Genomic DNA, 24292 nt, shown 5'->3' with positions numbered 1-24292 from the left:
GAAATGTGAGTTCTGCTTGGACGATACGTATGCTCAATTCCCGAAAAAAGCAGCCCGCGAGAATGCTTACCTCTCACAACCGCCCTACCGGTAACAGTTGTATTTCTTATTTGCACATCAGTTGAGTTGATCAACTCAACTGCCACGTCGACATCATCGAACACGCAATCAATAAATTTTACATGACTTCCATTTTCTAGCACTAACGCCATAGCGGTCACCCCAAAGAACACACTAATGGGATTCTAGCACCCATACATTGCGTCGAAGGGGTAAGTGCAATTTTTGCGAACCATTTGGCCGCCACCGGCGGCGTGGAGACCATAATGAAGAAAGAACTGATCAAAATTAGCGAGTCTCAGCGGCGAAAATGGGGCGAGAACGGCACTCCGCTGTGCTCCCAGGCAATTCGCAACTACCTCCGCAACCGCAAGATTCCGGGCGAACGGATAGGCAACATTTGGTACGTCGACTGGGCTGCCTACCAGCGGACCACCGGCAACAGCTTGGTTGATATGGTGTTGAAAGGAGTCGCGTGATGGTTCCTCGACCCAGGAACAAGACCAATAAAGGCCTACCCATGAACCTCTACTTCGACGCTCGGCGGGGCACGTATCGGTATCGGCGCCCCACCGACGGGAAGTGGTTTCAGTTCGGCTCAGACCGGGGCCGCGCCATCGATGCGGCCGCCCAGCTCAACACCGCATTCCTGCGTGGTGGTGACTTGGTAGCCGAGGTTCTCGGCGAAAGCTCGGTGACATTGGGCGAGTTCCTGGTCACCTATGAGCGAGACGTACTCCCGCCTCGCGAGCTAGCAAAAGCAACGCTTGATTTATACGCCGTCAGGTTCAAGCAAATCCGGGCAGAGTTCGCCGAGCGACCAATAGACCAGATCACCATCAGGATGATTGCAGAATTCCTTGAGCCGCTAACCCCACGGGCAAGCAACCAAGCGCGAGCAATTCTGATCGATCTATTCAACCATGCCGCTGCCAAAGGTCTGTGCCCGGACAACCCTGCAGCCAACACGATTCCAAAGATCGAGAAGAAGCAACGCAAGCGGCACACGCTAGAAGGTCTGAAAGCAATTCGCGATAAGTCCCCGCGCTGGCTGAAAAATGCCATCGATCTTGCGCTCATTACTGCGCAACGACGTGGCGACATCCTCGATATGAAGTTCGAAGACGTGCGTGATGGTTATCTGTATGTGGTGCAGAGCAAAACGGAGAAGGCTTCGGACGCTGGCTGGCTGAAGATCAAAGTCACCGACCAATTGGGCGAAGTGCTGAGCCGTTGCCGGGACGACATTCTGTCTCCGTACTTGGTGCACCGACGCCCTGAGCGGAAGAAGAAACGTGAAGGGAAGGATCACTGGACGAAGGTCGATGAGAGATTTCTCACCCGTGCCTTCAAGGATGCAAGGGATGCCGCCGGCTGTTATCAAGACCTCAAAGAGGAGGAGATGCCAGGGTTTCATGAAGTGCGCGCCCTCTCCCTTCACCTATACAAACGGGCTGGGAAAGATGGTCAGAAAATCGCCGGACATACAACTGAAGGCATGACCAGGAATTACCAGAAAGGACACGAAGATGTGGTGTGGTCCGAAGTCGAAGCCGACCTGGATATTGGTAAAATCGCCGGATAGTTTTGCGCCCATTTTGCGCAAGTTTTGCGCAGAGCCGCGCATAAAAAAATCCAGTCACCGTTAAGTGACTGGATTTTTTAGGGATTTTTGGTCGGGACGGAGTGATTCGAACACTCGACCCCTTGCACCCCATGCATGCCGAGCCTGCGTAACGGCATGAAAACACAGGATTTCCGGCCCTGCTTTCGCTGCAACGAGGCTTCACGGGTACGGACGCATCCCAACGATGTCACTTCAAAAGTCACTGGCCCTGGCCAGCCCGCCCGCGGTGTTCTGCCGACCATTTCCCTTCCTTTATATAACTCCTCACAGATCGGAGCCATCCAGAGCCCACAGCCTGGCCGACTCAACGATCTCCAGCATGTCGACCAGGTCGCAGTCATCGACCTCTCGCCGCCGGCGTGCGGCATAGGCCATCTCATTAAGTACTGCTGCGCGCCAATCAGGATCAGCCACAAGGGCGGCCTGGTCGTTCAGCTCGGTCAGCCAGGCCGGAGGGAGGCTAGTTGCCATACGCCCCCTCCGCCCGGCACCACCAAGACTGCGCGTAGACCACACCGTCGAGTTCCTCGACGCCATTGATGTTCATTCCGAGCTGGGCCATGCCGTTGACCTTGGCATCGAGCAGGCGCGGGATGATGTCGCCGCTCGGCGTCGGGTTGAAAACCCATGCCTGGGTAGCCACCCGGCCAAGCACCTCGGAATGATGCTCACCGATGTGGATGTCAGCTTTCAGGGGTTTGACCTTGCGAAGCTGGTCCGCAGGGATTGCCACGCCGCGTACTCGGCGACGAACAACGAGGAAGTACATAGCTCACCGACACCAATACTGTATATAGATACAGCATCGTATACATCGGTGCGTTTTCGGGCAAATGTCGATCAGCGGCTTAATGCAAAGGCGGTAGATCCTTGCCGCGAGCTTTCGCAATCACTCGCGATTGGTAGTCGGAAACAGCCTCAAACAGGGACTCCGCCAGCAGGCGAAGGCGCTCCACCTCTTCGCGTGGCGCCCCGTAATCCTGAGCCTTGTGGTACTTCCGCATGGCATCAATGGCCTGCTGAATCAGCGGCTCGCCGGCCTCAACCATCCCAATGAAGCTGCGCTTGTCCATGCTACCGCTCCGCTCAGACGTTAATCACCGAGCTTCAGAGCTTAGCAGAATGGGCAATCGGTCAGTCACGCTGCGCGGACTTATCAGAATCGTCTGATCTCATAATTGGCGCTCGCCCTCATAGCATGTAGCGCCGATTAACTTTACCTACCAACCATCATGCATAATTTGAAGCCGACCAGAAAGCACGCACGCGCGCAACATAAATCACTCGCTGCTTTATTCATAGGAGCTTTGATGTCAGTTACGGCGTGTACTCCCATTCATTGCGAGAAAAGCGCAACACCCAAAGAATATTTTACAAGCAGTTACTTCAACAAAATTCACAATCAACTTAGGCACGAGCACCCCGAGTTCAATTGGAACTTCGTAAAGAGCCCCAACTAACCATGCCCTCGTATGAATCGCGCCATATCATCCTAGCTGCCGCATTTATTGCCAGCGCACCTTCAGAAGCTGCGATATGCACAGCCAATCCCGGTTTTAAGCCGTTAATCATGAATTTTTCGACCAGCAAAATAAACCTCAATATACCTAGAGACACACCCAACGGAACAATGGTATATGAGAGTTTTTTGGGCTCCGGAAAAAACGAGGGAAGCTATCATTGTACAGGACCAAGTAACGTTGGAATCATCGCAAACCCACCCCTTAGTAATCACGCCACAAAAGGGGTTTTATTTGAAATACCCGGCACAGGCCTTTCTTGGTCAGTTGGTGAAAAAAGCTACAATGAGAGAATTACCACAACGACCGGAGACCTAATAACTGGTGGATCCTGGAACATCTCTTTAACAAAAACAGGAGAGATAACCGACACCACCAAAGTTCTAAATGGAACCTTGGGCACATACAGAAGAGATCAATTAGACATAATAAAAATCAATGTAAATCTAACACTTACACAGCAAGCAGCCTCTTGTTCTAGCCCAGACGTGCAAGTAAATATGGGGACAACAAACACCGTGAGCAGCGTAGATTCAACCACACCAAACCTTGTCTCATACAATATCAATCTATTCAACTGCCCAAAAGAAATCAACACAATAAAATATACACTAAAAGCCAACACCCCTATAATTGACGCCGACGCAGGAATTGTCGAATTAACCCCCGACTCGACTGCTCGCGGCATCGGCATTCAGTTATTTGATGGAAATGACCAACCTATCAAGCTTGACCAAGTCATGACATTTACAGACTATACCAGTAACTCTGGAGGCAGCGTTCAAATCCCATTGAAAGCGGCGTATTACCGACGCCCCATACAACTCTAACACCCGGCACAGCAAACTCAAGTGCCACTTTCATAATGAGTTATTTATGAGCTCCGAGCAAAACTACTTATTATGGTAAAGCGTCAACGCATTATAGGACGCCTCGCAGAGCTGCCCTGCTATTAGGGCTCGGTCATACGCTTTCGCCAGCTCTCCCGCTCGTTCATCAGCCCGTGCGAGCAGGTCGGAGAGCACAATGGTGGCGCGGGCGGCGGCTGAATCCGGTAAATCTCCGATGCACCGCAGACAGCGCCTAATGCAAAGGGGGGCAGATTCTTACCACGCGCCCTGGCAATCACTCGCGATTGGTAGTCGGAAACAGCCTCAAGCAGGGACTCCGCCCGCAGGCGAAGGCGCTCCACCTCTACGGGTGGTGCCCCGTAATCCTGAGCCTCGCGGTACTTCCGCATGGCATCAATGGCCTGCTGAATCAGCTGCTCACCAGCTTTTGAAATTCCGGCAATCGTGCGCTTCATCGTCATCTCCCTTGATCATAGCCATACATACCCATTAACCCTACCCGTACGCCTCCTACTCCCAAAATTGAGTCAACCCTAAAAACACTCAATGCGAGCACGGCAATGCATGAACTGCACCATGCTGTATACAAAAGCTCAAAGCGCAGACGTATCAGAATTGTCTGATTCCACTAGCCCAGGTTTGCGGTGTAATTTTACCAGCCATGCACTTAGCATATAACCAACAAAATCTAGAAATAATAGATTGGCCATCCACCGCCCCTCCAGAATTTAGCTGACAAACCTTAATAAATAGTATGTATACGAAAATAGAACCAGAGCGCCCAGGTTTTTTTGACATTTACCACCAAGCCATCTTGCCGACGAAATTAAAAGCCCTGCTATCCCGAGCACTACTCGCACTTCTGTTCATCGCCAATTCGGCGTGGTCATCTTGCACCCTCCTCAGCGGATCAAACCAAACCATCACTTTCCGAACAAAAGATCCAATATCGGTGCCTGAAAATGCTGCTATAGGAACAGAGGTAGCAAGCATTTCTGCGCCCGCGCCAACTGCAATATTTACATGCAACTCCAGCCTGGATAGTATAGGGTTGAAAAGTGCCAATGGCGACCTACCAGCCAATGGCATAATCCCCTTCGGCAATACTGGCTTTGGCTATAAATTAAATAAGGTGCTGACTTATCCGTATGAGCCTAGCACTACCGTTGATTACTTCTTTCCGCCTCCATTCACTCTTAAAATATACAAAACTGGTCCCATTAAGAAATCCACATCCATTCCTGCCGGACAATTTGCCACTTATATAGCTGGCCAACTTACAATTTTTACAGCATCCCTAGACTCGGAATTGGTAGTTGAAGCTGGAAGTTGCGAACTATCCACTACAGATGTGAACATGGGGGAGTACATTTTATCCGATTTCGCTGGGGTCAGCTCCACCAGCAGACCCGTAGAGTTCACCGTAGAACTGAGAAACTGCTCTGGAAGAATCGATAAAGTTAAATATGATATGATCCCAGGTCCCGGCTGGCTGGATCAGAAAAATGGCATCATGATGCTGGACCCTGGCAGCGTCACAGGTCTTGGTATTCAAATTCGCAAGGACGGACAGCCGGTAAACTTCGCCACTGACAATGAATTATTACCACCGATAGGTGCCAGTGCTTCCTACAGTTTCACCGCTTCATACTACCAGACTGAAAGAGAGGTTGGGATTGGAAAAGCCAATTCATCTCTAACGATACAGGTTTCTTATTTATAATATCTTCAAGGCAAACGACAAATAGCCCATAGCATCCATCACGTCTCCATGCCGCGAGGGTTACTCATCATGCATGGGTTATTGGACAACATCTCAGTGGAGATGCTTCTCAACGGTGCTTTTCACCGCCCTGCTCGGTTTCTTGATCAGGGCATCATACTCCGCCTCACATTGCTGGCCAGCTACTCGGGCACGGTCATAAGCTTTCGCCAGCTCTCCCGCTCGAGCATCAGCCCGTGCGAGCAGGTCGGAGAGCACCATGGCGGCGCGGGTGGCTGCCTGGCCTCGGGCGACAGCGACGGTATCCGTGCCGAGGCAACTGACGGTGGCAGCGAGATTGGCTGCTTCGCCGCGCATCCGCTGGCCAGCAGCATCGGCGCTAACAGCACCAGCATCAGCAGTTGTTCGTTCTTTCTGAGCATGGGCTTTCGCCTCCTCTTGCGCCGTGGCGCGTCGCTGTTCTTCCGCGCGGGCGCCGCGTTCGCCTAGCACCTCGGCCAGCCGGTCGCCGCTATCTCGTTGTGCTGATACCAAGCCGGATTCGGCCCGCTCTACCGATCGCCCGTGCTGATAGGCACCCCAGTAGGACGCCAGCACCAGCGCAAGCAGTCCCAGTCTGATCACAAGGGTCTTCACACCAGCGCCCTCAGCACGCCTTCATCAATCACCGCAGCGTCGTATGGGTTGGCGCCGTTCTCGTGAATGATGATGCTGACGACCATCCCGCGCAGCGTGGCCAGGTTCTTGATGTTGATCGGGTCGACGATGCCTACACCAAGACGTTTGGCCACAGCCGCGGCATAGGCCTTGGTGTCGTTTTCGTTGGCAGGCGCCCAGCGGTTGATGGTTTCCAGTACGGTATCGATGCCCTTCCCGCCCACACCAGGCATGCCGTCCTTGCCCCGGTAGTTGATGAGCAGCTTGCCCAAGGCTCGGATGCCGTTCTCTGGCGTGTCGAAGCAAGCAAAGCGAGGCTTGGGCACGCCGACCTCTAAGCCCAGCTGGCCCTGCCAGGCGTTACGCGGGTTGAAGTCGATATTGCCGGGGTTGTTGTTCCGGACGCCGCGGGGAATGATCATGGGTTTTCTCCAGGCAAAAAAATACCGCCAGATGGCGGGCGGTGGGGTCTAGGTGAATCAGGCCGGCGGAGCGGGCCAGTCGATGCTGGTGGGGTAGCCTTCCTGCTCGGGCAGCCTAATCAAGGTCAGGCGGTACCGCTTCCACTCCCTCAGTAACGCGACCTCCGCCTCAGTTGCCTCCTCGAGCTCGACAGCGTCTTGCAGAGGAGCGATGACGGCGTCAGCGACGGCGCGGCGCTGGGCGAGATCGGCAGTTACCGTGGCGAGCAGTTGATCGGCGGCAGCCTGGGCCTTGGCCTCGGCTGTGATCGCTTGCGACCAATCGATTACGCCATCAGTCGAAGCGAGACGCTCGCCCAGCTCCAGGCCCGGAAGCTGCACTTGGCCGTCGGCTGGGTAGAGGTCAACCGGAAAGCGCGCGGCCTGGGGCGCATCGGCGGAGTGCGGCAACATGAGTGTCAGCACCAAATCGCCATTTATGCGCTCGACCGGGCCGGCCACAAATTCACACCCCACGGCTTCGGCAGGCAGGGTTGCCCCATCACTCAGTCGCGAGAAATCCAGCGCTACGCCGTTCACTTCCAGAGTATCGCCGGCCTTAAAAACCGAGAGCTGGGCGTCAGAGCGAACCGGGGAAAGCTTGATAATCATCAGAACCACCTCCCGATGGCATGAGCGGAAATTTGAACTGCAGTACCGGCGGCCCTTGCCACCATGTCGAAACCCCGCAAGGTAGCCGTGGACCCGCTTGGCGTTCCTGCAAGAGAGGACCAGTTTGCGGCAGAACCCCAGCGGAATGCCCCCGGCGTCACAACCGGTACGCCTGAGAAGGATGCTGGGAACGACCATGTGCGGGTACCTTGGTACACACCACCCGCGTACACAGTGTCGATCGCTTGGTCGGTGACACTGATGCTCATCCAGCACTCCATTGTGCCGTCAGCGAACTTCACGTACTCACCGTTCGCATTGCTGCCACGTTCGATGATCGAGCCAGTAGGCGCGCCGCCGCTCTGACTGACAGTTCCTACAATGTCAGCCACAGCAGCCTTTTTCAGACCCAGACCTGTGCGGGCATCTGCCTGGGTCGTTCCGCCTGTACCACCCTTGGATACCGGCAACACGTTCTCGGTCGAGACGGCACCCAGGCCCGCCAACGTTGCCCCCCATTGCTGGACAATCGCGTTAATGGCGTCCCGGAGACTTTTGTCGTACCCCTGCACCGGTACCACAGCGTACGCACCACCACTGACCGTCGAGCCTTTATAGGCTGGCAGAATGCTCAGCACCGTGGCGCTGGCAATGTTCGTAACTTCGTACCAATTCCCATCAGGGCCTAAGAAAGCATCACCCACACGGGCGTTTGCAGAAAAGCTGGTGCCGGTACCGGTCACCGTGTTTTGGCCAGCCGCGATCACCACGGTGCCAGTTCTGTACCAGGGCATGGATTGCTCCAACAATTAATTGAAAGGGAACGGTAAGTTGTCCGTTTTAATAACCAGGGCTTCTGGATACCTATCCGTCGGAATGCCGTAGTAGCTGTTGTAAGTGACTGGCGCGCCCCAATACATCGTGGTCCTGGCGGCATCGCACGACATGAAGTAGATGCCGCCAGAAGCCCCATATGCCCCGTCCATATGGGCTTGCTGGTAGCTGTGTGCGGGAAACGGGCTGCCGGGCGCCGACATTCCATCCATGCGCCCCTGGCCGAACGATCTGGAGAATGTCGTAGCTGCTGCGAACTCCCCCGAGCCAACCGAGATGAACACGCGAGCCACGCAGTAATAAGGACCGGAGTTGATGAAGCGCGTTGCGAGCTTCGTCGCGCCAGCAAAAGGTACGCCGTAATTGGCCGTCCCATTGACGACCGTTGGCGTGGGTGGGGCTGGAGCCGAGACCGTGGCCACGATATTGAGCGGGTACTGCAACGAGTTGAAGGTCAGCGTGCCCGCTTCGTCGTAGCACTTCAGGCCAGCTCCACTCAGCGTGTCCCGCATCGTGTCGAAGTAGTAATACTTCGTCGAAGGACTCGCGCCGATGTAGTAGAAGGTCGTGGTGTCGCCCGAGCGAGAAGACCCGCAGGAGATACCCGAGCCGACGATAAAGACAATCGGCGCCACTGCGCCTGTAACGCTGAACCCATGGATGGCGTCGGTGATGGACGACTCGGCATAGCTGCTGCTTTCATTGGGCGGCAGGTTTGCCGACCTGTAGTCCAGACGTGGCCAATTGACCAGCAGCGTCATGTACCCGCTTTTCAGCAGGCCATACGTGATTTTCTCCGTGTCGAACAGAAGGCTGCCGTCCTCCTTGAAGACCTTCAAACCTGCTGACATTTAGTGATATCCGTAATGAATGCGGCAGTTCAGCGAATAGAACCCCCAGCCGCCGGCGTAGGAGTACTGCCAGGCTAAGGTCGCGCTGGAGGCTCCAACGGTCAGGGTCACCCCTGGGCGCTTTCCCAGATACTTGTTCTGCGCCGACAGCTCGGTGATGGCGTAGAACAGCTCCTTGCCGGCTGGAGGCAATGGGATCGAGAGCGACCCATTGGCCGCTCCCGTGTCGACATACCCCATCATCTGGCTGATCGAGCTCGTCATGTCGAGAAGCACCAAGCCGCTAGGGTCATAGACCTTCAGGCCAGTGCTCATACGTTCACTCCGAGGTCAATCGCCAGGTTGCCGTTGGCATGGAATATCCGCAGGCGCTGGTTATTCAGGAGCAAGCGCCCCTGCCCTGCGACTGTCCCGTTGATTTCAAAGGTGCCGGACTTGTTAAGGATCCAGCCCTGCTGGCCCGCCACATAGTTGGTTGAGCTGATGTAGCTGCCGATCTTGGCGTTGGTGATCGTGCCGTCGGCGATGAATGCCTCGTTCATGAACACCTGTCCACCCTGCACGGCGAACGGCGACGAGAGCGTGCCGTTGATACCGTTGACTACAGCGAAACGGTCAGCCGACACCAGGAACTGACTCTGCAACCCGGCCGGCCCGTTCTCGATGCCAAGACCAATGCCTGCCGCCACATACTGGCCCTGAGCGTTGAGCTGCATCTTGACCGCCCACATCGTGCTGGCCTTGCCATCCGCCGTGGCTTGGGCCTGGCTGACGGTCTGCACAGCAGCATTCGTCTGGCCGATCGACGCTTCGAGTGTCTCGGTCTTCCGGACAATCGCCTCTTCCCGCGTAGCCGTTGCTTTCACCTCAGCAGCAAAGGCAGCGGTCGAGTTCCACTGGTTGATCGCCGCGGCAAGGTCGCCTTCGACACTGTCGTCGCGATAAGACGCCCTGAGCACTTGCTGGCTTTCGGCAGCCACAGTGACTTTGCCATCGACCTCGGCGATTTTGGTCGTGTTGGTGCTGACCTGCTGAGCGAGGCCATTGGCCGTGGTAACCGACTGACCGACGTCTATCCAATAGGTCACGTTTGGCGGTGCGTTTGCTCCCGAAGCGTTGGCAGGGACAGCAATCTTAGCCTGATAGATGTGGCCATCCTCGACCACCATCTGGTCCTTCGTATAGGCCAAGCCCTTGTCGTAAGCCTTCAACCCGTCAAGGGCATCAATCTGATCTTGAAGACCTTCGATCTTGTCCTTGAGCTCTTGGCCAAGCATGGACTCGTCAATTTCGCCGCTGATCAGGTCGAGGATGGGGCCTGCATCCGACCCAGACTGACCAAGCACGCCACTACCCAACGGGTACCACGGGCCAATATTTCCGGTTCTATCCACCAGGCGCGCCCAGAAGAAGAACGATACACCAGCAGCCAAGCCCTGCATGACGTACTCAGTTTGCGGGTAAGCCAGGTCCGCCAGCTTGGTCGCTGCCCCCAGGTCGTTCGTCTGGCTGTACCAGAGTTCCGTGCGCTGGGTGTCCTCGGCACCTGGTGGAATGCCCCATTTGAGCGAGATGCTGAAAAGCAGAGAGGTGGCTGTGAGGAATGTTACCGAGGGCGGTAGGCCTTCCTTGCCCTTCAGTTCGGTCAAGCTGGAGTCTCGCCAAATCGACGTGATGTCGAACGAGCTGACGGCTCGAACCCTGGCCAAGTAGGCGCCAGCGTAAATGCCAACCACATCAACCGAGGTGGTGCCGGTGCGCTGCAGGCGGACCCAGTTGCCGTCATCCTTGCGCCATTCGACGTCATAGGCCACCGCACCCTGCACTGCGGGCCAGCTGATGGTCATGGTGCTGACGGCAATGCCCTGATCCACTGCGTAAGCCGAGGTCAGCGTGACGCTGGCCGGCGGTTGCACAGTGGTCACCGGAATGACGCTGATCGGTCGCTCTTCCAGCTTGGCACCGGTATCGATCGCAGCAAACTTGCTGGGGTTGAACTCCAACGCCGTGATTTCGTACTCCCCTTCCTGGGTGCGCACTGTCTTCAGCACGCGGAAGAGTTGCACCGCCAGGTCGTCGTAATCGATGGCCCATTGCAGCTCCGGCTCAGGCTGAACGCTGTAGGCCACGGTCACCGTGACGGCACGGCCACTGACCGACTGGACCGTCCGGGCCTGGGCGGTCCCGTTCGGCAGGTTCAGGATCAACCGGTCGCCAGCCTTGATCGGCGTGTCACGGTCCAGAGTCACGACCCGTCCCGCTGCTGCCGAGATCCGGCCGCCATTCGGCCGCCCCGCTACCAGCTCATCTGCCACCGGGATGACGTAGCCAGGAAGCGGGATACGACCCTCCATGCCCGTCTTGAAGGTGACGGTGCGGTCCTGGCTGTTGCTCAGCAGTGCCCACTTGCCGCGACGCTGGGCTTCGGATGCACGGGTGCAACCGATGGCCGAGATCTCGATGGGTCGGTCGCGGTACCGGCGCTGCAGCGCCAAGTCGGTGACAGGGATAACGTCGGTGTCGTAGTTGTTGGCCGGGTTGTCGTAGCTGACCAGGGCGCGGCTGTAGTGGGTGTTGCGCTCGGCGCCACCATAGTCAAAATTACCGTCGATGACATTCGAGCGAGTGAAGACATAGTCGATGTCCTGCGCACGCGGCATGTCCGCCTGCATGAACAGCGAGCCGTGGGCCCAATACACCATGCCGCGATAGATCGCCGACAGGTCGCGCAGCAGTGTCCAAGCCTCTGCACGGCCCTGCAGGTTCATGTCACACAGGAATCGCGGCTCCAGGCCGCCGCGCCCATCCGACACTAACTGGTCGCAGTATTGGGCGATCCTGTACATCTCCCACTTGTCGACCATCCACGACTTGATGCGCTTACCCAGGCCGAAACGGTCTTCAACGCACAGGCCATAGGTCACGAATGCCGGGTTGTTGGTCCAGGCCTGCTTGAAAGTGCCGTCCCACACACCGGTATAGGTGCGGGTATCTGGATCGTAGTTCGAAGGCACTGGCCAGCGCTTAGCCCGGCAGTCGACGGTCACCGTCGGGATGTTCTGGAACTGCTGAGCATCAAACTCGATGTAGAGCAGAGCAGTATTCGGATAGCGCAGCTTCTCGTCGATGATCTCCGTGTAGCCAGCGATGTTCATCGTGTCGGCGATGGTTCCGCTGTTCGCGTTCGGAGTGATGCGACGGACGCGCATCATCCAGCCGGTGGTTGCCTCAGGCAGGTCCACTCGCACGGAACGCTGGTAGCCACTGGTGGTTTTCCCACTCACCGCGCCTCGATGCGACTCAACGTAAGCGCCGCCATCGGTGGCGATGTCGATCGCATATTCGATCCGGTAGCCGTTCGTGTTGCCCTCGCTATCCTGTTTGGCCAGGCGCGGCCAACTGAAGCGCAGGCGCACGGCGGACAGTTGAATATTGCTCAAGGCTCGCGCCCATGGGCTGTCGCTGCGCAGCTCAACGCCAACCGTGGTTTCGTTCTCTACGGCTGGGATGCCCTGGATGTAGCTCTGATCAATGCTTCCGGGGCGCCACTCCCACTTCACGCCCGGAAAGTTGACGGTGCCGCTGGCGTCCACAATCGGGGTGTTATCGAGGTAAATATCACGGGCTGTCGGGGTGCCATCGAATTCACCTTCGCCTACGGCGAGCAGGATCTTCGCGATGTTCGTCGACTGAAGGCTGTCCGGCGCCTCGACAGGGGTCTTCGGCTTGCTTTCTCCGCCCTTGGCGCCGGCAATATCCAGGTGAGCTGCTGCGCCCATGCTTTCCTCCAGGCAATAAAAAACCCGCCGAAGCGGGTGGTTCAGGGAAAGTCTCTTCCCCCGTAGGGTGGTTTACATCGGTAAATTCGCCGAATCGCTAACTTCCAACCCTGCCAGGCACCATATTTTCTAATGGCCGTTAGCGCGTAGTTGGAGCATGACGGCTCGTAGCGACATGCCGACCTTAAGCGTTGGGGAGCAACACGCTGATAGAGCCGTATCAGCAATATGGAGGCGGTGGTGATCATGCAGGGCGGCGGAAAGAGATCACATAGTAATTTGAAACCTCAGTTTTTTTCCCGAAGAGAGCATCAAAGCAACCGGGCTTCACCGCCACCCCAATGGTATCGACCCTGTAAAATTCCCAACCCTCTTCAGCATGCTTGTTAACAACAGACTGCAGATAAGAGGCGGCCTCGTTGCCTTTATGCTGTTTAGCTTGGACTTCAACGTTCGGGGGTACCTGGACCATTTTGTATACGTACACTGGGGCTGCCTTAGTGATTGCTGATGGATGAAGTCAAAATGCTATCAGCCTCTTCCCCAGTGGCGCTACCTACGATTTATCCTCTGCATAGATCGACGCTGAGATGATCGCACCACCCCACCTCCTTTTGCCGATGCATATCGGGACAGGGTTGCCGCTGGCAGTGGTGTTCTTGGCACTGCCGAAGGCATATGACGGCAGGTTCTCGGGGGCGGCACTCTGCGATAAGCCCTTGGCCTGTGGGCTGAGCATCTGGATGACGCCACCGGCTACCATTGCCACCCCCACGGGCAGAAGGGCTTGGAATCCAGGGACTGGAATGAACGAGGCAGCTATCAATATCGCACCGATTACTGTCTGCAACACCCCGCCACGCTTACTCCCAGCAACGACAGGAACAATCTTGACCACCTTGGCTCCGCCACGACCGAACTCGGCTTCACCAACATTCTTACCATTTCGGTAAATTGCAAAGTTCATTCCCAGACGAGCTAGGCGATCAACCTCCTCTTTGAAGCCTGGTAGCGTGATCGTTAGCGCCTTCAGCAACTCTCGGACGCTGCTAGTCTCCAGAAGCCGTCGATGCTGACGCCCTAGGGCTTTACGCATGGCGCCTGAAAACTCGATAACGGTCATCTCCTGAGTCATACATTTCTCCAGACGAAAAAAAGCCGCCAGGTGGCGGCTCTTTGCTTGAAATCAGATTCAGAGGCAGTTTTTCACGGACGAAGTGATTTTTGATCTGCCTATGCTCATACCAGGCATCCGCTGATAAAGCCTTACCTCGCTACCGCGCGGGCTTTGAGTAATCTCCAGCAACTCGTTGGTCTGTCCGATCGACTCTGCTGAAGAAATCAATCGGTAGCCCGTCAGCGTTTCATTCATTGTTGCGCCAGCTTGTTGCTCTTGCCAACCAGGCAAGACGCACAACGCATATGCCTTGGGCGTTTTTGACGTTTCCGCCTGGATCGTAGGACTGTTCTTGAGCAAATCCTCAGGTGTTGTGCACCCCACCAGCAACACCAGCCCCACCGCGCCGATCAAAAATCGCATGTGATCCCTCCTTGTTAATGTCGGGAATCTATCACAGCCAGGCAGTGTTCATCGCTAGACGAGGCCGACTGAGTTAGTCATCTGGACTATCCTTTCTCACTTCTCTCAGGCTTCCGTACGAGGGACGCAGAGATGAGCGAGGACGATCACCAGGTTTCGCGAGACGTAGCTAAGCACTGGGCAGAGGCCGTTCAGCAGATGCATGCGCACGAGCGGGAAAAAGCTATCCAGCGCGTCGAGGAAAACGAAAAGAAGCGAGCTTGGCATCTACTCCTTTGCAGCACGTTGGGTGCATTCCTCGCTAGTGACCTTGCCGTTGCGACGGACGATGGAAAATGAATCCGTTGATAATGCAAAAACCCAGCGCGGGGGCTGGGCCTCTGTTCGCTGCTTCGACATCAGAGAGATCGCAGCTCAGTGAACGCCTTGGCGATGCAATATGGGATTACGGCCCATGCTAGGCCCATTGCCGCAGCGGCAGCTTCCTGCGGAGCACTGGTTGCAGTATGCATCCCTGTAAAGCCTATGATCGCGCCGATCACAGACATGATGATGGTCACGACCCACATGAATTTGGCCACTTACGCTTTTCCTTTGCTGGTTTGGCCAAGGCAGAAAACCTTTGACCCTGATTGGGCGTTGAATGTAATGCTCACCTGCAAGTGCGTCAATTTGCCATCATCACTTCTGTCTACCCATCCACCCTGGACGGAAAGCCAGTACGCGGCTTGGAGCGGGGCGTAGTAGCGTTGTGCCTTCCACCAAGCGAGCAAGGAGGCCTTTTTGATGACAGATCTTCATAACGAGTTCACAGCAAGTCGCTACTTCAACGCCGAAAGAATCGACAGACGCAGTGCAGACGCCCTGGCAGGCTTGGCTGCCGGGCTCGTTGCTGACAATGTGGTGACCCAGGAAGAGGCCTTTTTTCTTAAGGATTGGATAGAGCATAACCTTGCTCATTTGGATGACCCGGTGATCAACCTACTCTACCGTCGACTGAGCTACATGCTGGCTGACGGTAAGTTGGATGCAGACGAGTCCGCCGACCTGCTGGATATTCTGAGAGGGCTCGGAGGGGTTTCCTCCCAACTGGCCTCGTCCGCGACTTCCGCCTCAGTTGTTGTTTCGCGCCCCACCGATTTACCCTTCTGCGCTCCTCCGCCCTCGCTCTGCTTTGAAGGCAAAAACTTCGTTTTTACTGGGATCATGGCCTTCGGCCCGCGAAAGGATTGCCAGCAGCTAGTTGCTGATCGGGGTGGCATTCTGGGCGGAGCTATCAGCAAGAAGGTGGATTACCTGATCGTTGGCAGCATAGGTAACGAACAGTGGCGCCATGCATCGTATGGAACAAAGATCCTCAAGGCTGTAGAGCTTCGTGAAGCCGGGGCACCAATAGCTATTGTTTCAGAGGACCACTGGCAAAACGCCGTCTTTGGCTAAACCGCTAGGCAAGCCTGACCGACCATCCAGCGTGGATGGAAAACCAGTAACGCGCCATCACTGCGCCATAGTAGTGTCGCACCTCCAATGAACCGCCCCGGTCCATTGCCGGAAAGCCCATGGACTGGGGCATGACGACCTAGGAGGTCAAATTGTCTGCACAAGAAGTATCCGTCGAAGACGTCATCAACCAACTCACCACCGTAGTCTTGGCCCTGGCTCACTCACAGGCCGCCATCGCTCCGGAACATACGCTTGCTCGGCTCGGCGCTGCAGTACTTGCCTGCCAGCAGCAGGGTTATGGCGATCAATATGCGCTGCAGATCTTTGAGAAGGCATTCCCAGGCCAGTCACTGCCGATTGTCGTTTCTTCGGAAGAGCTGGCTAAGATGCAGAAGTAATCAAGTCTTGATTTGAGCTTTGGTGATGGCCGATTGGTAAATCAGTGCGCCACTGATGTAGAGCCGGCCATCATCACCAAGAATAAACAGGGTTTCGGTAGCCTTTGGATCTTTGTTCTTTTGCATTTTCTGCTCCTGCGGCCTTGCCGCTTCACTTCGCGTCCCGGTGACGCAACACAAGGCGCATCCGGTCGAGCCATGGCCCGCCGAATACGATGATTTCCGATGGCCTGCCAAGCAGGTGATGCAGCATGAATGGGCCTGGTCCGAAGATTTCCGCCGCTTCCCCCGGCAGCTGAGCGACGGCGCCCAGGTAAATGCCAGCGTGGTTCGGGTGAGCTGTGCGGCCCACGGCCATGACGATCATGTCGCCGCGTTGCGGCTGGCTGACCTGGTAGAAGCCCGCCGCCTCATAGGCCTGCTCGTAGAGACTGGGGCCGTCCGCCTGCTCCCACCAGCCCTCTTCTCGGGTGTAGGACGGGAAAGCCAGGCCCCACTCACGCTGGTACCAGTCCGCGCAGACCTGCCAGCAGTCCCAAGCGCCGTGCACGAACGGCCGCCCGAGCAGCGGTGCGTGACCGGTGGGCGTAACGGTGCGCAGGTCACCCTCCGGCCACGACAGGATGTACCAGGGCAGCGCCGTGGCCTCGCACATCGCCAGATCGCGGGACGAAGGCCTGCTGGTGGCATCTGGATGCGAGTGCACGATGCCGATCACCTCACCCTGGTCTTCTGCAGCCGCGTACTGCTCCGGTGAGATCCGGAACTCCTCTGTAGGATCGGTAGCGGTGTTGTCGCACGGGATGTACCGCTGGGCGCGTCCCACGGCGATGAGCAGACCGCAGCACTCGCGCGGATACTCAGCCGCTGCGTGCGCTTGCACGGCGGCGAGGATGTGTTTGCGCATGGTCAACTCCGAGCAATCAGTGAAACAGCCGGGAAGCCTCCGAAAGGCAATTGGTTGCCCTGGCCGTGGCGGACAGTGCAGCCAGAGTCCAAACAGCCATTGCACTGGTCCTTGGCCGGGTCATCCGTCGGGTTGCCGTCGAGGTCGTAGTAGGGGCCGGTGTAACCACAGTTCGGACCTCGGTAGCCGGCTGTCATTGCCCAGTGACAAAGCTGGGTCATCTGCCGCCCAATGGACTCGCCGCCAACATCCCCAGGACTAGCCAGCTCCCAAGCGACCGTGGTGCCGTTCTCCGACACCTTCTGGTCGATGTACCAGACCTCGATGGCTTCCTCGGTTGGGTCGGCATCCGGGTTGCCTGCCGGAAAGTTCACCGCATCGAGGTACTGCGCCATGGTATGACGCATTGTCAGCTTGAACTCGAGCAGATCGTCGAAGGCCAGGCACAGGGCTGTGATCCGGCCGTTGACGTTGCCCACGGTCAGCGTGGGGCGCACGGCGGTACCGTCCGAGTTCGCTTCGATGCCCTCGATCTGCATGGGCCAGGCGCCATACTCGTTGCCCTGCCACCAGATAGACTTGGCCGGCAGTTGATCGGCATTTGCGCCGGCAACTGCCAGTTCCTCGGAGATGTGCGGTATTGCATGCCCGTGGAACCGCAGAATATCGGCACCGAAGTCCGAGCCATCCAGCTCAAACAGCAGTACCTCGCTGCCAGGCTCCAGGGTCTGGATGTCCTTGATCAGTGACATGCGACGTCCTTATGGGTGGAATGCCCGCTCAAAGGTTGCGGAGACCTTGAACCGACCGCCACCCACGGGCGTGGGCTTAGGATCGGTGCAGGTAAACAGGCCCAAATCACCGAGCGGAGTGGACCACAGAAAGGCCTTCGCGCCGCCGTGCCGATCGAAGAACTCCATGATCTTGCGGACCTGGGCCTTCGTGCCGGTTACGGTGATCGGATAGCTGTCTTCCTTGTTGTTGGGGCCGTCGCCCACCACCTGCCGGTACCCGCCGCCAAACTTGGACTCGCGGACACGGTAAGTGATGTCCGGCATTTCGCCGCGCTGCGTCGGCCAGCTGAACGTCTCGATTGCCATCAGCGCCCTCCTTTAGTGTTTCGGTAGCTCACGCCGCCGGGGCGCCAAGAGTCTGAAACAGCCTTCTCGGCAGCGAGCTGCATCTGTTTCTGCATATTCTGCTGGAGGAGCGTTTGATCGAGCTCCATGCCTTCGCCGCTACGATCCGCAATGGCTACGCTGACCGGAGCCGACACGCTGATCATCGTGCCCGATCTGCTCGCCGCGGCGAGGGATGGAGTGGGTCCAGCGCCTAGTGGAGTGATCGAGCCGCCCTGGTCACCCATCATCAAGTAGGTCTTGCCCCCTTGATTGAGCAGCTCAGGCCCCAGCTCGTTGACCTGATAGAGCGAATTCGCAGCTACCGGACCGCCGGCCGCGCGCTGACCGGAGACGAAGCTATCCATGATCTCGGGGGCGTAGCCGGCCTGTGTCGATCCCGCGGACGTGGTTCCGCTGCCGAACCACGCAGAAACAGCCGTGCTACCCCAGCTAACCAGGCTGCCCAGGAGACCCGAGGCAGCGCGTTGCGTTTCGATCCGGACCATGTCAGCAAGGATCGACTTGGTGAAGTCGGTGAACGATAACTTGCCGGTCATGGCGAAGTTTACGATCGCATCCTCCATCGAGCTGAAGGCGTTGGTGAACAGGGACTTCGTCTGCCCGGCGACATCCCGTGCTTGGTCTAGGTAATTCTGGAAGGCCGACGATGCCCCCTTGCGCCAGTCGCCCTGTGCGGCCGTCATCTGGTCGTAGTTGGCGATCGTGGTTTCCTGCAGGTCCTTCTCGGTCTTGCTCAGCGCTGCCAGCTTCTGGTTGTACTCATCGAGACTCATACCGCGAGAGCCATCGCCATACTGGTTGGCCAAGTCCAGACGCTGCTGGTTTATCCGGTCGGTAATACCGTTCTGCTGGTCCTGTAGGCCGCGCTGCCGATCACCGAGACCAAGGCCGTCTGCTGAACGTTGCCCCTGCAGCCTCAGCGCCAAGACCTGCTGGTCAAGGGCATCGGTATAGGTCTGCACCGCCCTGGCCTGCTTGGCCAGCCGGCCCTGCTCATTGGTTGCCAGCACCGAGAGCTCGGTGTCGGCGTCCTTCTGCGCCTTGACCATGGCAGCGCGGGCATCCGCGATTTTCTGGTCAAGCTGGATTCGCTGCTGGGCGCTGGTACTGCTGCGCCCCTTGGCCTCCTCCAATGCCGTGATCTCGGCCTCGTAGGCGTTCGTGACCTCGGCCTTCTGCTGCTCGATGATTACGGCCCGCTGGGCTGCGTACGACTCTTGCGAGATCAGACCGGCCTTCTGCGCTGCGTCCAGCTCCTTCTGGTGGTTCTTGTACTCGGTCAGGATGGCATTCAGCGCGTTCTTCTGGTCGTTGAACCCGGAGAGGTCGACTGACGTGGTCCGCCCGGCAGAATCCTTGAACTGCTTGGCAATGTCGGCTTCGACCCGTGCAATTCGCTCCGGCTTCAGCCGCTCATCATCGGGGTTCTTTAGCCGGATTGCCTCGAGCGATTTCCGGTATTCCTTCAGTTTTTCTGCGCGCTTCTCAGCGTTCGTCCAAGCGGCCTTTTCCAGGGCGTCTACTTTGTCTGTTGCGACGATTGCGGCCTGCTGGCTGCGCGCCTCGTCCGCTTTCGACTTTGCAATGCCTTCCTGCTCCTTACGGAAGAGCTGCAAGGTACGTAGCCGGTTTTCATCCTCCTCGCGGGTGGTGCCGCGCTCCATCAGATTCGGATTGTCTTCCCCGATTATCGGAATGGCGCTATAGGATTGAGGATCCGCCAGTTTGCGCTCGAGCGCCTCGATTTGCTGTGCCAGAGTCACTTCTCTGCCAACGTTGTACGTTGCGTCGAGCGCTCCAGCAGCTGCGGCCTTGATTCCCTTCCAGGCCTTCTCAATCAGCCCAAGATTTTCCGTGATTTGCCCTGAACGCTCCTTGATGGTGTCGGCGTACGTATCGGTGAGAAGCTTCGCTGCACCGATGGTGTCGCCCTGCTCCTTAAGCGCAACGATCTGCGAGTAGGTGGAAGCAGTGAGGAAGTTGTATTGCTCATTCAGCTCCTTGGCCGCTGCGACCGGGTCCTTGCCGATCTTTACAAACTCTGCGACGGTCTCCTCCACTGCGCGGCCTGTAGCATCCCGCCATTCAAGCGCAGCCTCGGTGATCTCGACAAAGCTTCCGGCGGCAACCTTTCCGCTACCGGCCAGCTGAGTCAGCACCTCAGCAGCGGCGCCGGTGGTCCCCACCGTGGCCGATACCTGAGCAGCCATCCCAGACGACCGGTCAGCAGTAGTGCCTGCCGCGTTGCCGGTGGTGATCAAGGCCTTCTGGAAGCCTACTGCCTCTTCACTGCCCTTGTAGTAGGCATAGCCCAGCACGCCAACGGCAGCTGCGGCGACAGTGAACGGGTTCACCAGGCCCATGACGTAGCCGCCCAGGGCCTTCACGGCCGGGCCCACGCCCCCGAACATGTCCTTTAGCTGCCCGCCCTGCTGCAGTAATACCTGGAGCGGCGCCTGGCCGCCCTGCAGGGACACCACGATGTCGGTGAACTGCGCCGGCACGCCGCGTAATGCTGCAGCCGTGGCCTTGGCCGACATGCCGGTCTTGTTCAGCGCGGCATCGGCGCCGCCCAAGGCGGTGCGCGCCTGGTCGATCTTCGTCTGGTACTCGCCGAAGGTCTCCGCATCGAGCGCGCCACTGGTGCGGAAGCCCTTCAGCTTCTGCTCCATCTGGTCCAGCCGGCCCATTGCTGCGACGGTCGGGTCGATCTTGCCCAGCAGCTCTTCCAGCGCGTGACCTTCTTCACGATACGCTCCGGCGGCCTTTTTCGCGGCCTCCGCCTGGCGCTCCTCGGTAGCGATTAGGGCCTGGGCCCGGCTATTGATGGCTGCCTGGCGGCTGGCACTGTCGGACAGAACGGCGTTCGCCTGGGCGGTGACCTCGGCGCTGTGCTCGGTCGCCCGGTTGAGCGTTTGAACGTACTGGCTGGCCTCCAACGAGGCCTTGGCTACGGCCAGAATCCTGGCCTGCTGTTCGTCGGCGGACTCGGCAGCGCGCCGGCCGGCCTGGGCTCCGGCATCCGTGGCGCTGGTGAGCGCCTCCTGCACCTTGCCAGCCTGCGCGGCCTCGGTCCGAAACGCCCCCATGTTCGCCGCGGCGCTGCTGAACGCCGTGGAAGCGCTGGTAACGGCGCGCCCCACGGTGGCCATCTGCTGCGCCAACTCTGTCTGCTTGACATTGAGCGCCTGCAGCTCCTGCACAATCTGCCGGGTGTCACCCTGCAGGCTGCCCAAGGCAGTCTCCCAGGCACGCCCGGTTCGTCCAGCCGACTCCTCGCTGCGCTTGCCGGCGTCCGTCAGCTTATCGAGGTTGTCCTTGGCCTCGACGGCATCACCGGAGTCGATCTGAAGACCGAGAGAGGCAATGGTGGTCATGATCTACTCCATCGATTCGGCCATGACGGCCAAGGCCTCAACCTCCATGACGCGGAGATCGGGAAAAATGTCGGTGAGGTCGCGGCGCTTGATGCCGAGCATTGAGGCGGTTGCAGGAATAGCGGTGTAGTCCAAGCCGGACGGGCCGCCCGAAGCCACCCGCCACTGTGTGCCCAGCGCATCGAACAGGCGGAAGGCAGGCCAGGCATCCGGCAAGACCTCCACTACCTCCTCCGCGATGTCATCAAGGGTCAGCCCCAGCGCCGCCAGTTGCTCAGCGGACGGGCCGCGCTCATAGCAAGCCCGGGCCGCCGCCCTCAGTTTCCCAGTCGGGCCGGGCTGTAGGCAGCCTGGTAAGCGTCGATTACCGCCTTCGGTGCCCCGGTGCAAGTGCGCACCAGGTCGGCGATAGCCTCGGAACTGAAATCGTCCTCCAGGTCCCAGCCTGTGACGATCTCACCCAGCTGCTCAGCTTGCAGGGCGATTTCACCCGTGGTGACCTCCTCCCACGTCGCCCCGTCCTTCTGTGCCTTCTCCGCCCAGGCATCACGCGCCTTGTTCCAGCGGTCGAACATTGCCGACAGGGCCACACGGTCCATGTAGCGGAACTGGAATTCGACCGGCGCCGGCTCGGCGCCAATGCGCGGAACCTGCACCACGGCAACAAACGTGGGATTCTGCGCGATCTTGATCTTCGCCATGAGGGCTCCTTACGCGCCGGCCAGGATGCGAATGGGACGGCCCGACAGCGCGATGCTGATGGTGCGCGTCATCAGGCTATTTCGGTCCATGGTCGGGCTGGTTGTGATACTCACGTAACCTGGGTATAGGATCTGGTCGCCACCCGGCAGCTTGAGACGCACGACCACGAGTTCCTTGTTGTCACCGTAGTTTTCAACCAGCGCGACATACGCGGCGGACGGCTGGTCCTCTACCGTGATAGACAGCGTGATCGGGTTGCGGTTGGTCGGGAACTGGCGGTCATCGTCATCTTCCAGATACCCCACGGTGAGGTATTGCTGCTCACCACCGGCCGAGGTGAACGCAGTCACCTTGGAGATCTGCGCCCAGCCGGTCACAGGGAGCACCGAGCCTACGCCGGCCCCAGGGGTGTATTTGTCCACGTTGGTGGTGTTGAGGCCTTTCAAGGCGAAGCTGTCGGCGGCCACGTTTGCGGCACTTACGGCGCGGTCAGCGATGAGCGCCCAACCGGAGCTGACCAGCAGTACTTCGCCATTCACGATATCGTGACCGATAGAGGTGGCCACCGGTGGCGCGGCGTTGGTCAGGGCGGTAAAGGCGACGGCGGCGCCAAAAACGCTGGCGATTTCCAGCACAGAGCCGTTCGGCAGCGGGAATTTTGCGGCCATGAAGTGTTTCCTCGTTGTTGCCCGCCTGGCGGCGGTTGGTTATGCCCCAGCGGGCGGTTGGTCCGCGACACCGCGGTAGGTGAAGCTGGCCGACACCGTGTAGGTCGCCGACTCGGTGATGGTTGGGCCCTGGTCAACTGGCTCGGTGACCATGCCTTCAAAGCCGTTGCGGCTGAGCGCCGAGTCCACCCGGAACAGGCTCGACAACTCACCGACTAGAGTCTCAGCGGTAGACAGTGGCTCGCCCGCCGGGCATACGATGCTGACCTGGTAGGCCCCGGCGTACTCGTAGGCCTCGCCGCCCAGGTAGCGGCAGGTGGTGCCAGCCGGCAGTTGGAAAGCCTGCAGGTAGGTTTCACCTGGTTGAGCCTCAAAGGCCTGCTCGAAGTTCGCGACCCGGATTGGGCGCGCCGAGGCCCAAGCCATCAGCTTGATCTCGATGGCCTGTCTGGCACGTGCTTGGCTCATACGCGGTTGTTCCTGATGGCTTCGTCGACGATGCGTTGGAAATTGGCCAGGGTCACCCTGACCATGCCGGCCGGGGCCTGCGACGAATGGCCGTACTCGAGCGGAATGGCGTACGGCAGGTTGTTCACGATGTACGCGGTCTGGCCGATCGTCAGGGCCTGCACTTGGGTGATGAGCGCGGTAATAGCCTCGCTACCCGACGGGTCTACTCGGTCGAGCTCCTCAGTCGCCGGCGAATCGATTGAGAGCTGCCAGTTGCCGCGGAACCGTCCGCCGACGTAGCCCTGACCTGCTACCAGACCATTGGTGGCGAAATTCTGCTCGCGCTCGGTCTTGGTGAGGGGTTTGGCGTACTTCACGCCTTTGCGCAGATTACCGGCCTTGGTGAAGTTGTCTTGAATCAGATTGATCAGGGTGTTGCGTACCGCGACCTTGAAGTCGTAGTCGTCGGCAGCCTTGTTGGCCTTGGCCCGGTGGGCCACGTTGGCCGCCCACAGCTCCGGGTTGCCGACCGGCGACATACGGATCACGCTTCTGCCGATCTCGATCACAATCTCGCGGAAGGTGGCGTCCAGGACTTGCTCCGCCTGCTCGGCGAATGCCCGGATAGCCTCGGCGAAGCCGCCTTGCTGACCACCGTACCGCTGGGCCATGTGAGAACCGCGCGCCATA

At 58.2% G+C, this 24292-nt stretch carries 31 protein-coding genes and 1 pseudogene; 7 read left to right on the top strand and 25 right to left on the bottom strand.

What is annotated here, in order from left to right:
• Nucleotides 1-326 precede the first annotated feature (326 nt).
• Together H620_RS0116710 and H620_RS0116705 are read left to right on the top strand one after the other, a co-directional pair.
• Nucleotides 327-539, top strand: a complete 213-nt coding sequence (locus H620_RS0116710; protein WP_027907711.1) for a hypothetical protein — start codon at nt 327-329, stop codon at nt 537-539.
• Complete coding sequence (locus H620_RS0116705) at nt 539-1645, top strand: tyrosine-type recombinase/integrase (RefSeq protein WP_027907710.1); 1107 nt, start codon at nt 539-541, stop codon at nt 1643-1645. Before H620_RS0116710 ends, H620_RS0116705 begins: the two co-directional genes overlap by 1 nt.
• A 306-nt stretch (nt 1646-1951) precedes the next feature.
• On the opposite strand, the gene H620_RS0116700 is transcribed toward H620_RS0116705, so the two are convergent.
• The 3 genes from H620_RS0116700 to H620_RS0116690 all read right to left on the bottom strand — a co-directional run bounded on the left by H620_RS0116700 (nt 1952) and on the right by H620_RS0116690 (nt 2760).
• Entirely contained in the window at nt 1952-2158 is a 207-nt protein-coding gene (locus H620_RS0116700) for a hypothetical protein (RefSeq protein ID WP_027907709.1), read from the bottom strand.
• Nucleotides 2148-2456: a hypothetical protein gene (locus H620_RS0116695; RefSeq protein ID WP_027907708.1), complete on the bottom strand. Its 309-nt coding sequence runs from the start codon at nt 2454-2456 to the stop codon at nt 2148-2150. The genes H620_RS0116700 and H620_RS0116695 overlap by 11 nt, the downstream gene beginning before the upstream one ends.
• A gap of 79 nt (nt 2457-2535) precedes the next feature.
• The gene (locus H620_RS0116690) at nt 2536-2760 is read right to left on the bottom strand and encodes a hypothetical protein (RefSeq protein WP_027907707.1); all 225 of its coding nucleotides are present in this window, start codon (nt 2758-2760) and stop codon (nt 2536-2538) included.
• A gap of 389 nt (nt 2761-3149) precedes the next feature.
• Between H620_RS0116690 and H620_RS26965 the strand changes: the two genes are divergently transcribed.
• A complete protein-coding gene (locus H620_RS26965; RefSeq protein ID WP_155950788.1) occupies nt 3150-4037 on the top strand; it encodes a fimbrial protein in 888 nt (295 codons plus the stop codon).
• A 63-nt stretch (nt 4038-4100) separates the two neighbouring features.
• On the opposite strand, the pseudogene H620_RS26585 reads toward H620_RS26965, so the two are convergent.
• Nucleotides 4101-4253: pseudogene (locus H620_RS26585) on the bottom strand (DUF2514 family protein); the annotation flags it as partial.
• A gap of 757 nt (nt 4254-5010) precedes the next feature.
• Here H620_RS26585 and H620_RS26580 point away from each other — a divergent pair.
• Nucleotides 5011-5781 (top strand): fimbrial protein, encoded by a 771-nt coding sequence (locus H620_RS26580; RefSeq protein ID WP_162144456.1) that lies wholly within the window; start codon nt 5011-5013, stop codon nt 5779-5781.
• 93 nt (nt 5782-5874) lie between these two features.
• Here H620_RS26580 and H620_RS26575 read toward each other — a convergent pair whose 3' ends face one another.
• The 10 genes from H620_RS26575 to H620_RS0116625 form a co-directional block, all read right to left on the bottom strand.
• Entirely contained in the window at nt 5875-6417 is a 543-nt protein-coding gene (locus tag H620_RS26575) for a DUF2514 domain-containing protein (RefSeq protein WP_081669710.1), read from the bottom strand.
• The gene (locus H620_RS0116675; protein ID WP_027907706.1) at nt 6414-6860 is read right to left on the bottom strand and encodes a structural protein P5; all 447 of its coding nucleotides are present in this window, start codon (nt 6858-6860) and stop codon (nt 6414-6416) included. The genes H620_RS26575 and H620_RS0116675 overlap by 4 nt, the downstream gene beginning before the upstream one ends.
• Before the next feature lie 57 nt (nt 6861-6917).
• Entirely contained in the window at nt 6918-7511 is a 594-nt protein-coding gene (locus H620_RS0116670) for a tail fiber assembly protein (RefSeq protein WP_244880963.1), read from the bottom strand.
• A complete protein-coding gene (locus tag H620_RS0116660; protein ID WP_027907705.1) occupies nt 7511-8305 on the bottom strand; it encodes a hypothetical protein in 795 nt (264 codons plus the stop codon). The genes H620_RS0116670 and H620_RS0116660 overlap by 1 nt, the downstream gene beginning before the upstream one ends.
• A gap of 15 nt (nt 8306-8320) precedes the next feature.
• Nucleotides 8321-9196 (bottom strand): hypothetical protein, encoded by an 876-nt coding sequence (locus tag H620_RS0116655; RefSeq protein ID WP_027907704.1) that lies wholly within the window; start codon nt 9194-9196, stop codon nt 8321-8323.
• On the bottom strand, nt 9197-9511 hold the full coding sequence (locus H620_RS0116650) for a hypothetical protein (protein WP_023381820.1): 315 nt from the start codon (nt 9509-9511) through the stop codon (nt 9197-9199). It lies immediately after the preceding gene.
• Nucleotides 9508-12975 (bottom strand): TipJ family phage tail tip protein, encoded by a 3468-nt coding sequence (locus H620_RS25825; RefSeq protein ID WP_049818800.1) that lies wholly within the window; start codon nt 12973-12975, stop codon nt 9508-9510. Before H620_RS25825 ends, H620_RS0116650 begins: the two co-directional genes overlap by 4 nt.
• Nucleotides 12976-13016: 41 nt before the next feature.
• Nucleotides 13017-13223: a membrane protein insertion efficiency factor YidD gene (yidD, locus tag H620_RS26570; protein ID WP_081669709.1), complete on the bottom strand. Its 207-nt coding sequence runs from the start codon at nt 13221-13223 to the stop codon at nt 13017-13019.
• Between the two features lie 308 nt (nt 13224-13531).
• Nucleotides 13532-14110: a tail assembly protein gene (locus H620_RS0116630; RefSeq protein WP_027907702.1), complete on the bottom strand. Its 579-nt coding sequence runs from the start codon at nt 14108-14110 to the stop codon at nt 13532-13534.
• Between the two features lie 57 nt (nt 14111-14167).
• Nucleotides 14168-14515, bottom strand: coding sequence for a hypothetical protein (locus H620_RS0116625; protein WP_027907701.1), 348 nt, complete (start codon nt 14513-14515; stop codon nt 14168-14170).
• A 132-nt stretch (nt 14516-14647) separates the two neighbouring features.
• Between H620_RS0116625 and H620_RS0116620 the strand changes: the two genes are divergently transcribed.
• Nucleotides 14648-14854, top strand: coding sequence for a hypothetical protein (locus tag H620_RS0116620; RefSeq protein ID WP_027907700.1), 207 nt, complete (start codon nt 14648-14650; stop codon nt 14852-14854).
• A gap of 59 nt (nt 14855-14913) precedes the next feature.
• On the opposite strand, the gene H620_RS0116615 is transcribed toward H620_RS0116620, so the two are convergent.
• Nucleotides 14914-15096, bottom strand: a complete 183-nt coding sequence (locus tag H620_RS0116615) for a hypothetical protein (protein WP_027907699.1) — start codon at nt 15094-15096, stop codon at nt 14914-14916.
• A gap of 205 nt (nt 15097-15301) precedes the next feature.
• On the opposite strand from H620_RS0116615, the gene H620_RS0116610 reads away from it, so the two are divergent.
• Nucleotides 15302-15955, top strand: coding sequence for a BRCT domain-containing protein (locus H620_RS0116610; RefSeq protein WP_027907698.1), 654 nt, complete (start codon nt 15302-15304; stop codon nt 15953-15955).
• A gap of 152 nt (nt 15956-16107) precedes the next feature.
• Entirely contained in the window at nt 16108-16356 is a 249-nt protein-coding gene (locus tag H620_RS0116605; RefSeq protein ID WP_027907697.1) for a hypothetical protein, read from the top strand.
• Here the strand turns inward: H620_RS0116605 and H620_RS27605 are convergent, their stop codons facing one another.
• The 10 genes from H620_RS27605 to H620_RS0116555 all read right to left on the bottom strand — a co-directional run bounded on the left by H620_RS27605 (nt 16357) and on the right by H620_RS0116555 (nt 24291).
• Nucleotides 16357-16482: a hypothetical protein gene (locus tag H620_RS27605; protein WP_280513044.1), complete on the bottom strand. Its 126-nt coding sequence runs from the start codon at nt 16480-16482 to the stop codon at nt 16357-16359.
• Between the two features lie 25 nt (nt 16483-16507).
• Nucleotides 16508-17263 carry a C40 family peptidase gene (locus H620_RS0116595; RefSeq protein ID WP_027907696.1) on the bottom strand — a complete coding sequence of 252 codons (756 nt, stop codon included), beginning with the start codon at nt 17261-17263 and terminating at the stop codon, nt 16508-16510.
• A gap of 2 nt (nt 17264-17265) precedes the next feature.
• Nucleotides 17266-18015 carry a phage minor tail protein L gene (locus H620_RS0116590; RefSeq protein ID WP_027907695.1) on the bottom strand — a complete coding sequence of 250 codons (750 nt, stop codon included), beginning with the start codon at nt 18013-18015 and terminating at the stop codon, nt 17266-17268.
• A 9-nt stretch (nt 18016-18024) separates the two neighbouring features.
• A complete protein-coding gene (locus H620_RS0116585) occupies nt 18025-18363 on the bottom strand; it encodes a phage tail protein (RefSeq protein ID WP_027907694.1) in 339 nt (112 codons plus the stop codon).
• Nucleotides 18363-21782 carry a phage tail tape measure protein gene (locus tag H620_RS0116580; RefSeq protein ID WP_027907693.1) on the bottom strand — a complete coding sequence of 1140 codons (3420 nt, stop codon included), beginning with the start codon at nt 21780-21782 and terminating at the stop codon, nt 18363-18365. The genes H620_RS0116585 and H620_RS0116580 overlap by 1 nt, the downstream gene beginning before the upstream one ends.
• 3 nt (nt 21783-21785) lie before the next feature.
• On the bottom strand, nt 21786-22037 hold the full coding sequence (locus H620_RS0116575; RefSeq protein ID WP_049818804.1) for a DUF1799 domain-containing protein: 252 nt from the start codon (nt 22035-22037) through the stop codon (nt 21786-21788).
• A gap of 62 nt (nt 22038-22099) precedes the next feature.
• Complete coding sequence (locus tag H620_RS0116570) at nt 22100-22483, bottom strand: phage tail assembly chaperone (RefSeq protein ID WP_027907692.1); 384 nt, start codon at nt 22481-22483, stop codon at nt 22100-22102.
• Between the two features lie 9 nt (nt 22484-22492).
• Nucleotides 22493-23152 carry a phage tail protein gene (locus tag H620_RS0116565; protein ID WP_027907691.1) on the bottom strand — a complete coding sequence of 220 codons (660 nt, stop codon included), beginning with the start codon at nt 23150-23152 and terminating at the stop codon, nt 22493-22495.
• 39 nt (nt 23153-23191) lie between these two features.
• Nucleotides 23192-23620: a phage tail terminator-like protein gene (locus tag H620_RS0116560; RefSeq protein WP_027907690.1), complete on the bottom strand. Its 429-nt coding sequence runs from the start codon at nt 23618-23620 to the stop codon at nt 23192-23194.
• Nucleotides 23617-24291, bottom strand: a complete 675-nt coding sequence (locus tag H620_RS0116555; protein ID WP_027907689.1) for a hypothetical protein — start codon at nt 24289-24291, stop codon at nt 23617-23619. The genes H620_RS0116560 and H620_RS0116555 overlap by 4 nt, the downstream gene beginning before the upstream one ends.
• Nucleotide 24292: the final 1 nt, after the last annotated feature.

It is taken from the genome of Pseudomonas taiwanensis DSM 21245 (genome assembly GCF_000425785.1).
Classification (GTDB): Bacteria; Pseudomonadota; Gammaproteobacteria; order Pseudomonadales; family Pseudomonadaceae; genus Aquipseudomonas; species Aquipseudomonas taiwanensis.
The sequence above is the reverse complement of the archived record's forward strand: the minus strand, read 5'-3'. Positions and strand labels throughout refer to the sequence as shown.

Coding starts and splice junctions, on each gene's coding strand:
- H620_RS0116710 (WP_027907711.1), top strand. CDS start 327: ATGAAGAAAGAACTGATCAAAATTAGCGAGTCTCAGCGGCGAAAATGG.
- H620_RS0116705 (WP_027907710.1), top strand. CDS start 539: ATGGTTCCTCGACCCAGGAACAAGACCAATAAAGGCCTACCCATGAAC.
- H620_RS0116700 (WP_027907709.1), bottom strand. CDS start 2,158: ATGGCAACTAGCCTCCCTCCGGCCTGGCTGACCGAGCTGAACGACCAG.
- H620_RS0116695 (WP_027907708.1), bottom strand. CDS start 2,456: ATGTACTTCCTCGTTGTTCGTCGCCGAGTACGCGGCGTGGCAATCCCT.
- H620_RS0116690 (WP_027907707.1), bottom strand. CDS start 2,760: ATGGACAAGCGCAGCTTCATTGGGATGGTTGAGGCCGGCGAGCCGCTG.
- H620_RS26965 (WP_155950788.1), top strand. CDS start 3,150: ATGCCCTCGTATGAATCGCGCCATATCATCCTAGCTGCCGCATTTATT.
- H620_RS0116675 (WP_027907706.1), bottom strand. CDS start 6,860: ATGATCATTCCCCGCGGCGTCCGGAACAACAACCCCGGCAATATCGAC.
- H620_RS0116670 (WP_244880963.1), bottom strand. CDS start 7,511: ATGATTATCAAGCTTTCCCCGGTTCGCTCTGACGCCCAGCTCTCGGTT.
- H620_RS0116660 (WP_027907705.1), bottom strand. CDS start 8,305: ATGCCCTGGTACAGAACTGGCACCGTGGTGATCGCGGCTGGCCAAAAC.
- H620_RS0116655 (WP_027907704.1), bottom strand. CDS start 9,196: ATGTCAGCAGGTTTGAAGGTCTTCAAGGAGGACGGCAGCCTTCTGTTC.
- H620_RS0116650 (WP_023381820.1), bottom strand. CDS start 9,511: ATGAGCACTGGCCTGAAGGTCTATGACCCTAGCGGCTTGGTGCTTCTC.
- H620_RS25825 (WP_049818800.1), bottom strand. CDS start 12,975: ATGGGCGCAGCAGCTCACCTGGATATTGCCGGCGCCAAGGGCGGAGAA.
- yidD (WP_081669709.1), bottom strand. CDS start 13,223: ATGATCACCACCGCCTCCATATTGCTGATACGGCTCTATCAGCGTGTT.
- H620_RS0116630 (WP_027907702.1), bottom strand. CDS start 14,110: ATGACTCAGGAGATGACCGTTATCGAGTTTTCAGGCGCCATGCGTAAA.
- H620_RS0116625 (WP_027907701.1), bottom strand. CDS start 14,515: ATGCGATTTTTGATCGGCGCGGTGGGGCTGGTGTTGCTGGTGGGGTGC.
- H620_RS0116620 (WP_027907700.1), top strand. CDS start 14,648: ATGAGCGAGGACGATCACCAGGTTTCGCGAGACGTAGCTAAGCACTGG.
- H620_RS0116610 (WP_027907698.1), top strand. CDS start 15,302: ATGACAGATCTTCATAACGAGTTCACAGCAAGTCGCTACTTCAACGCC.
- H620_RS27605 (WP_280513044.1), bottom strand. CDS start 16,482: ATGCAAAAGAACAAAGATCCAAAGGCTACCGAAACCCTGTTTATTCTT.
- H620_RS0116595 (WP_027907696.1), bottom strand. CDS start 17,263: ATGCGCAAACACATCCTCGCCGCCGTGCAAGCGCACGCAGCGGCTGAG.
- H620_RS0116590 (WP_027907695.1), bottom strand. CDS start 18,015: ATGTCACTGATCAAGGACATCCAGACCCTGGAGCCTGGCAGCGAGGTA.
- H620_RS0116585 (WP_027907694.1), bottom strand. CDS start 18,363: ATGGCAATCGAGACGTTCAGCTGGCCGACGCAGCGCGGCGAAATGCCG.
- H620_RS0116580 (WP_027907693.1), bottom strand. CDS start 21,782: ATGACCACCATTGCCTCTCTCGGTCTTCAGATCGACTCCGGTGATGCC.
- H620_RS0116570 (WP_027907692.1), bottom strand. CDS start 22,483: ATGGCGAAGATCAAGATCGCGCAGAATCCCACGTTTGTTGCCGTGGTG.
- H620_RS0116565 (WP_027907691.1), bottom strand. CDS start 23,152: ATGGCCGCAAAATTCCCGCTGCCGAACGGCTCTGTGCTGGAAATCGCC.
- H620_RS0116560 (WP_027907690.1), bottom strand. CDS start 23,620: ATGAGCCAAGCACGTGCCAGACAGGCCATCGAGATCAAGCTGATGGCT.
- H620_RS0116555 (WP_027907689.1), bottom strand. CDS start 24,291: ATGGCGCGCGGTTCTCACATGGCCCAGCGGTACGGTGGTCAGCAAGGC.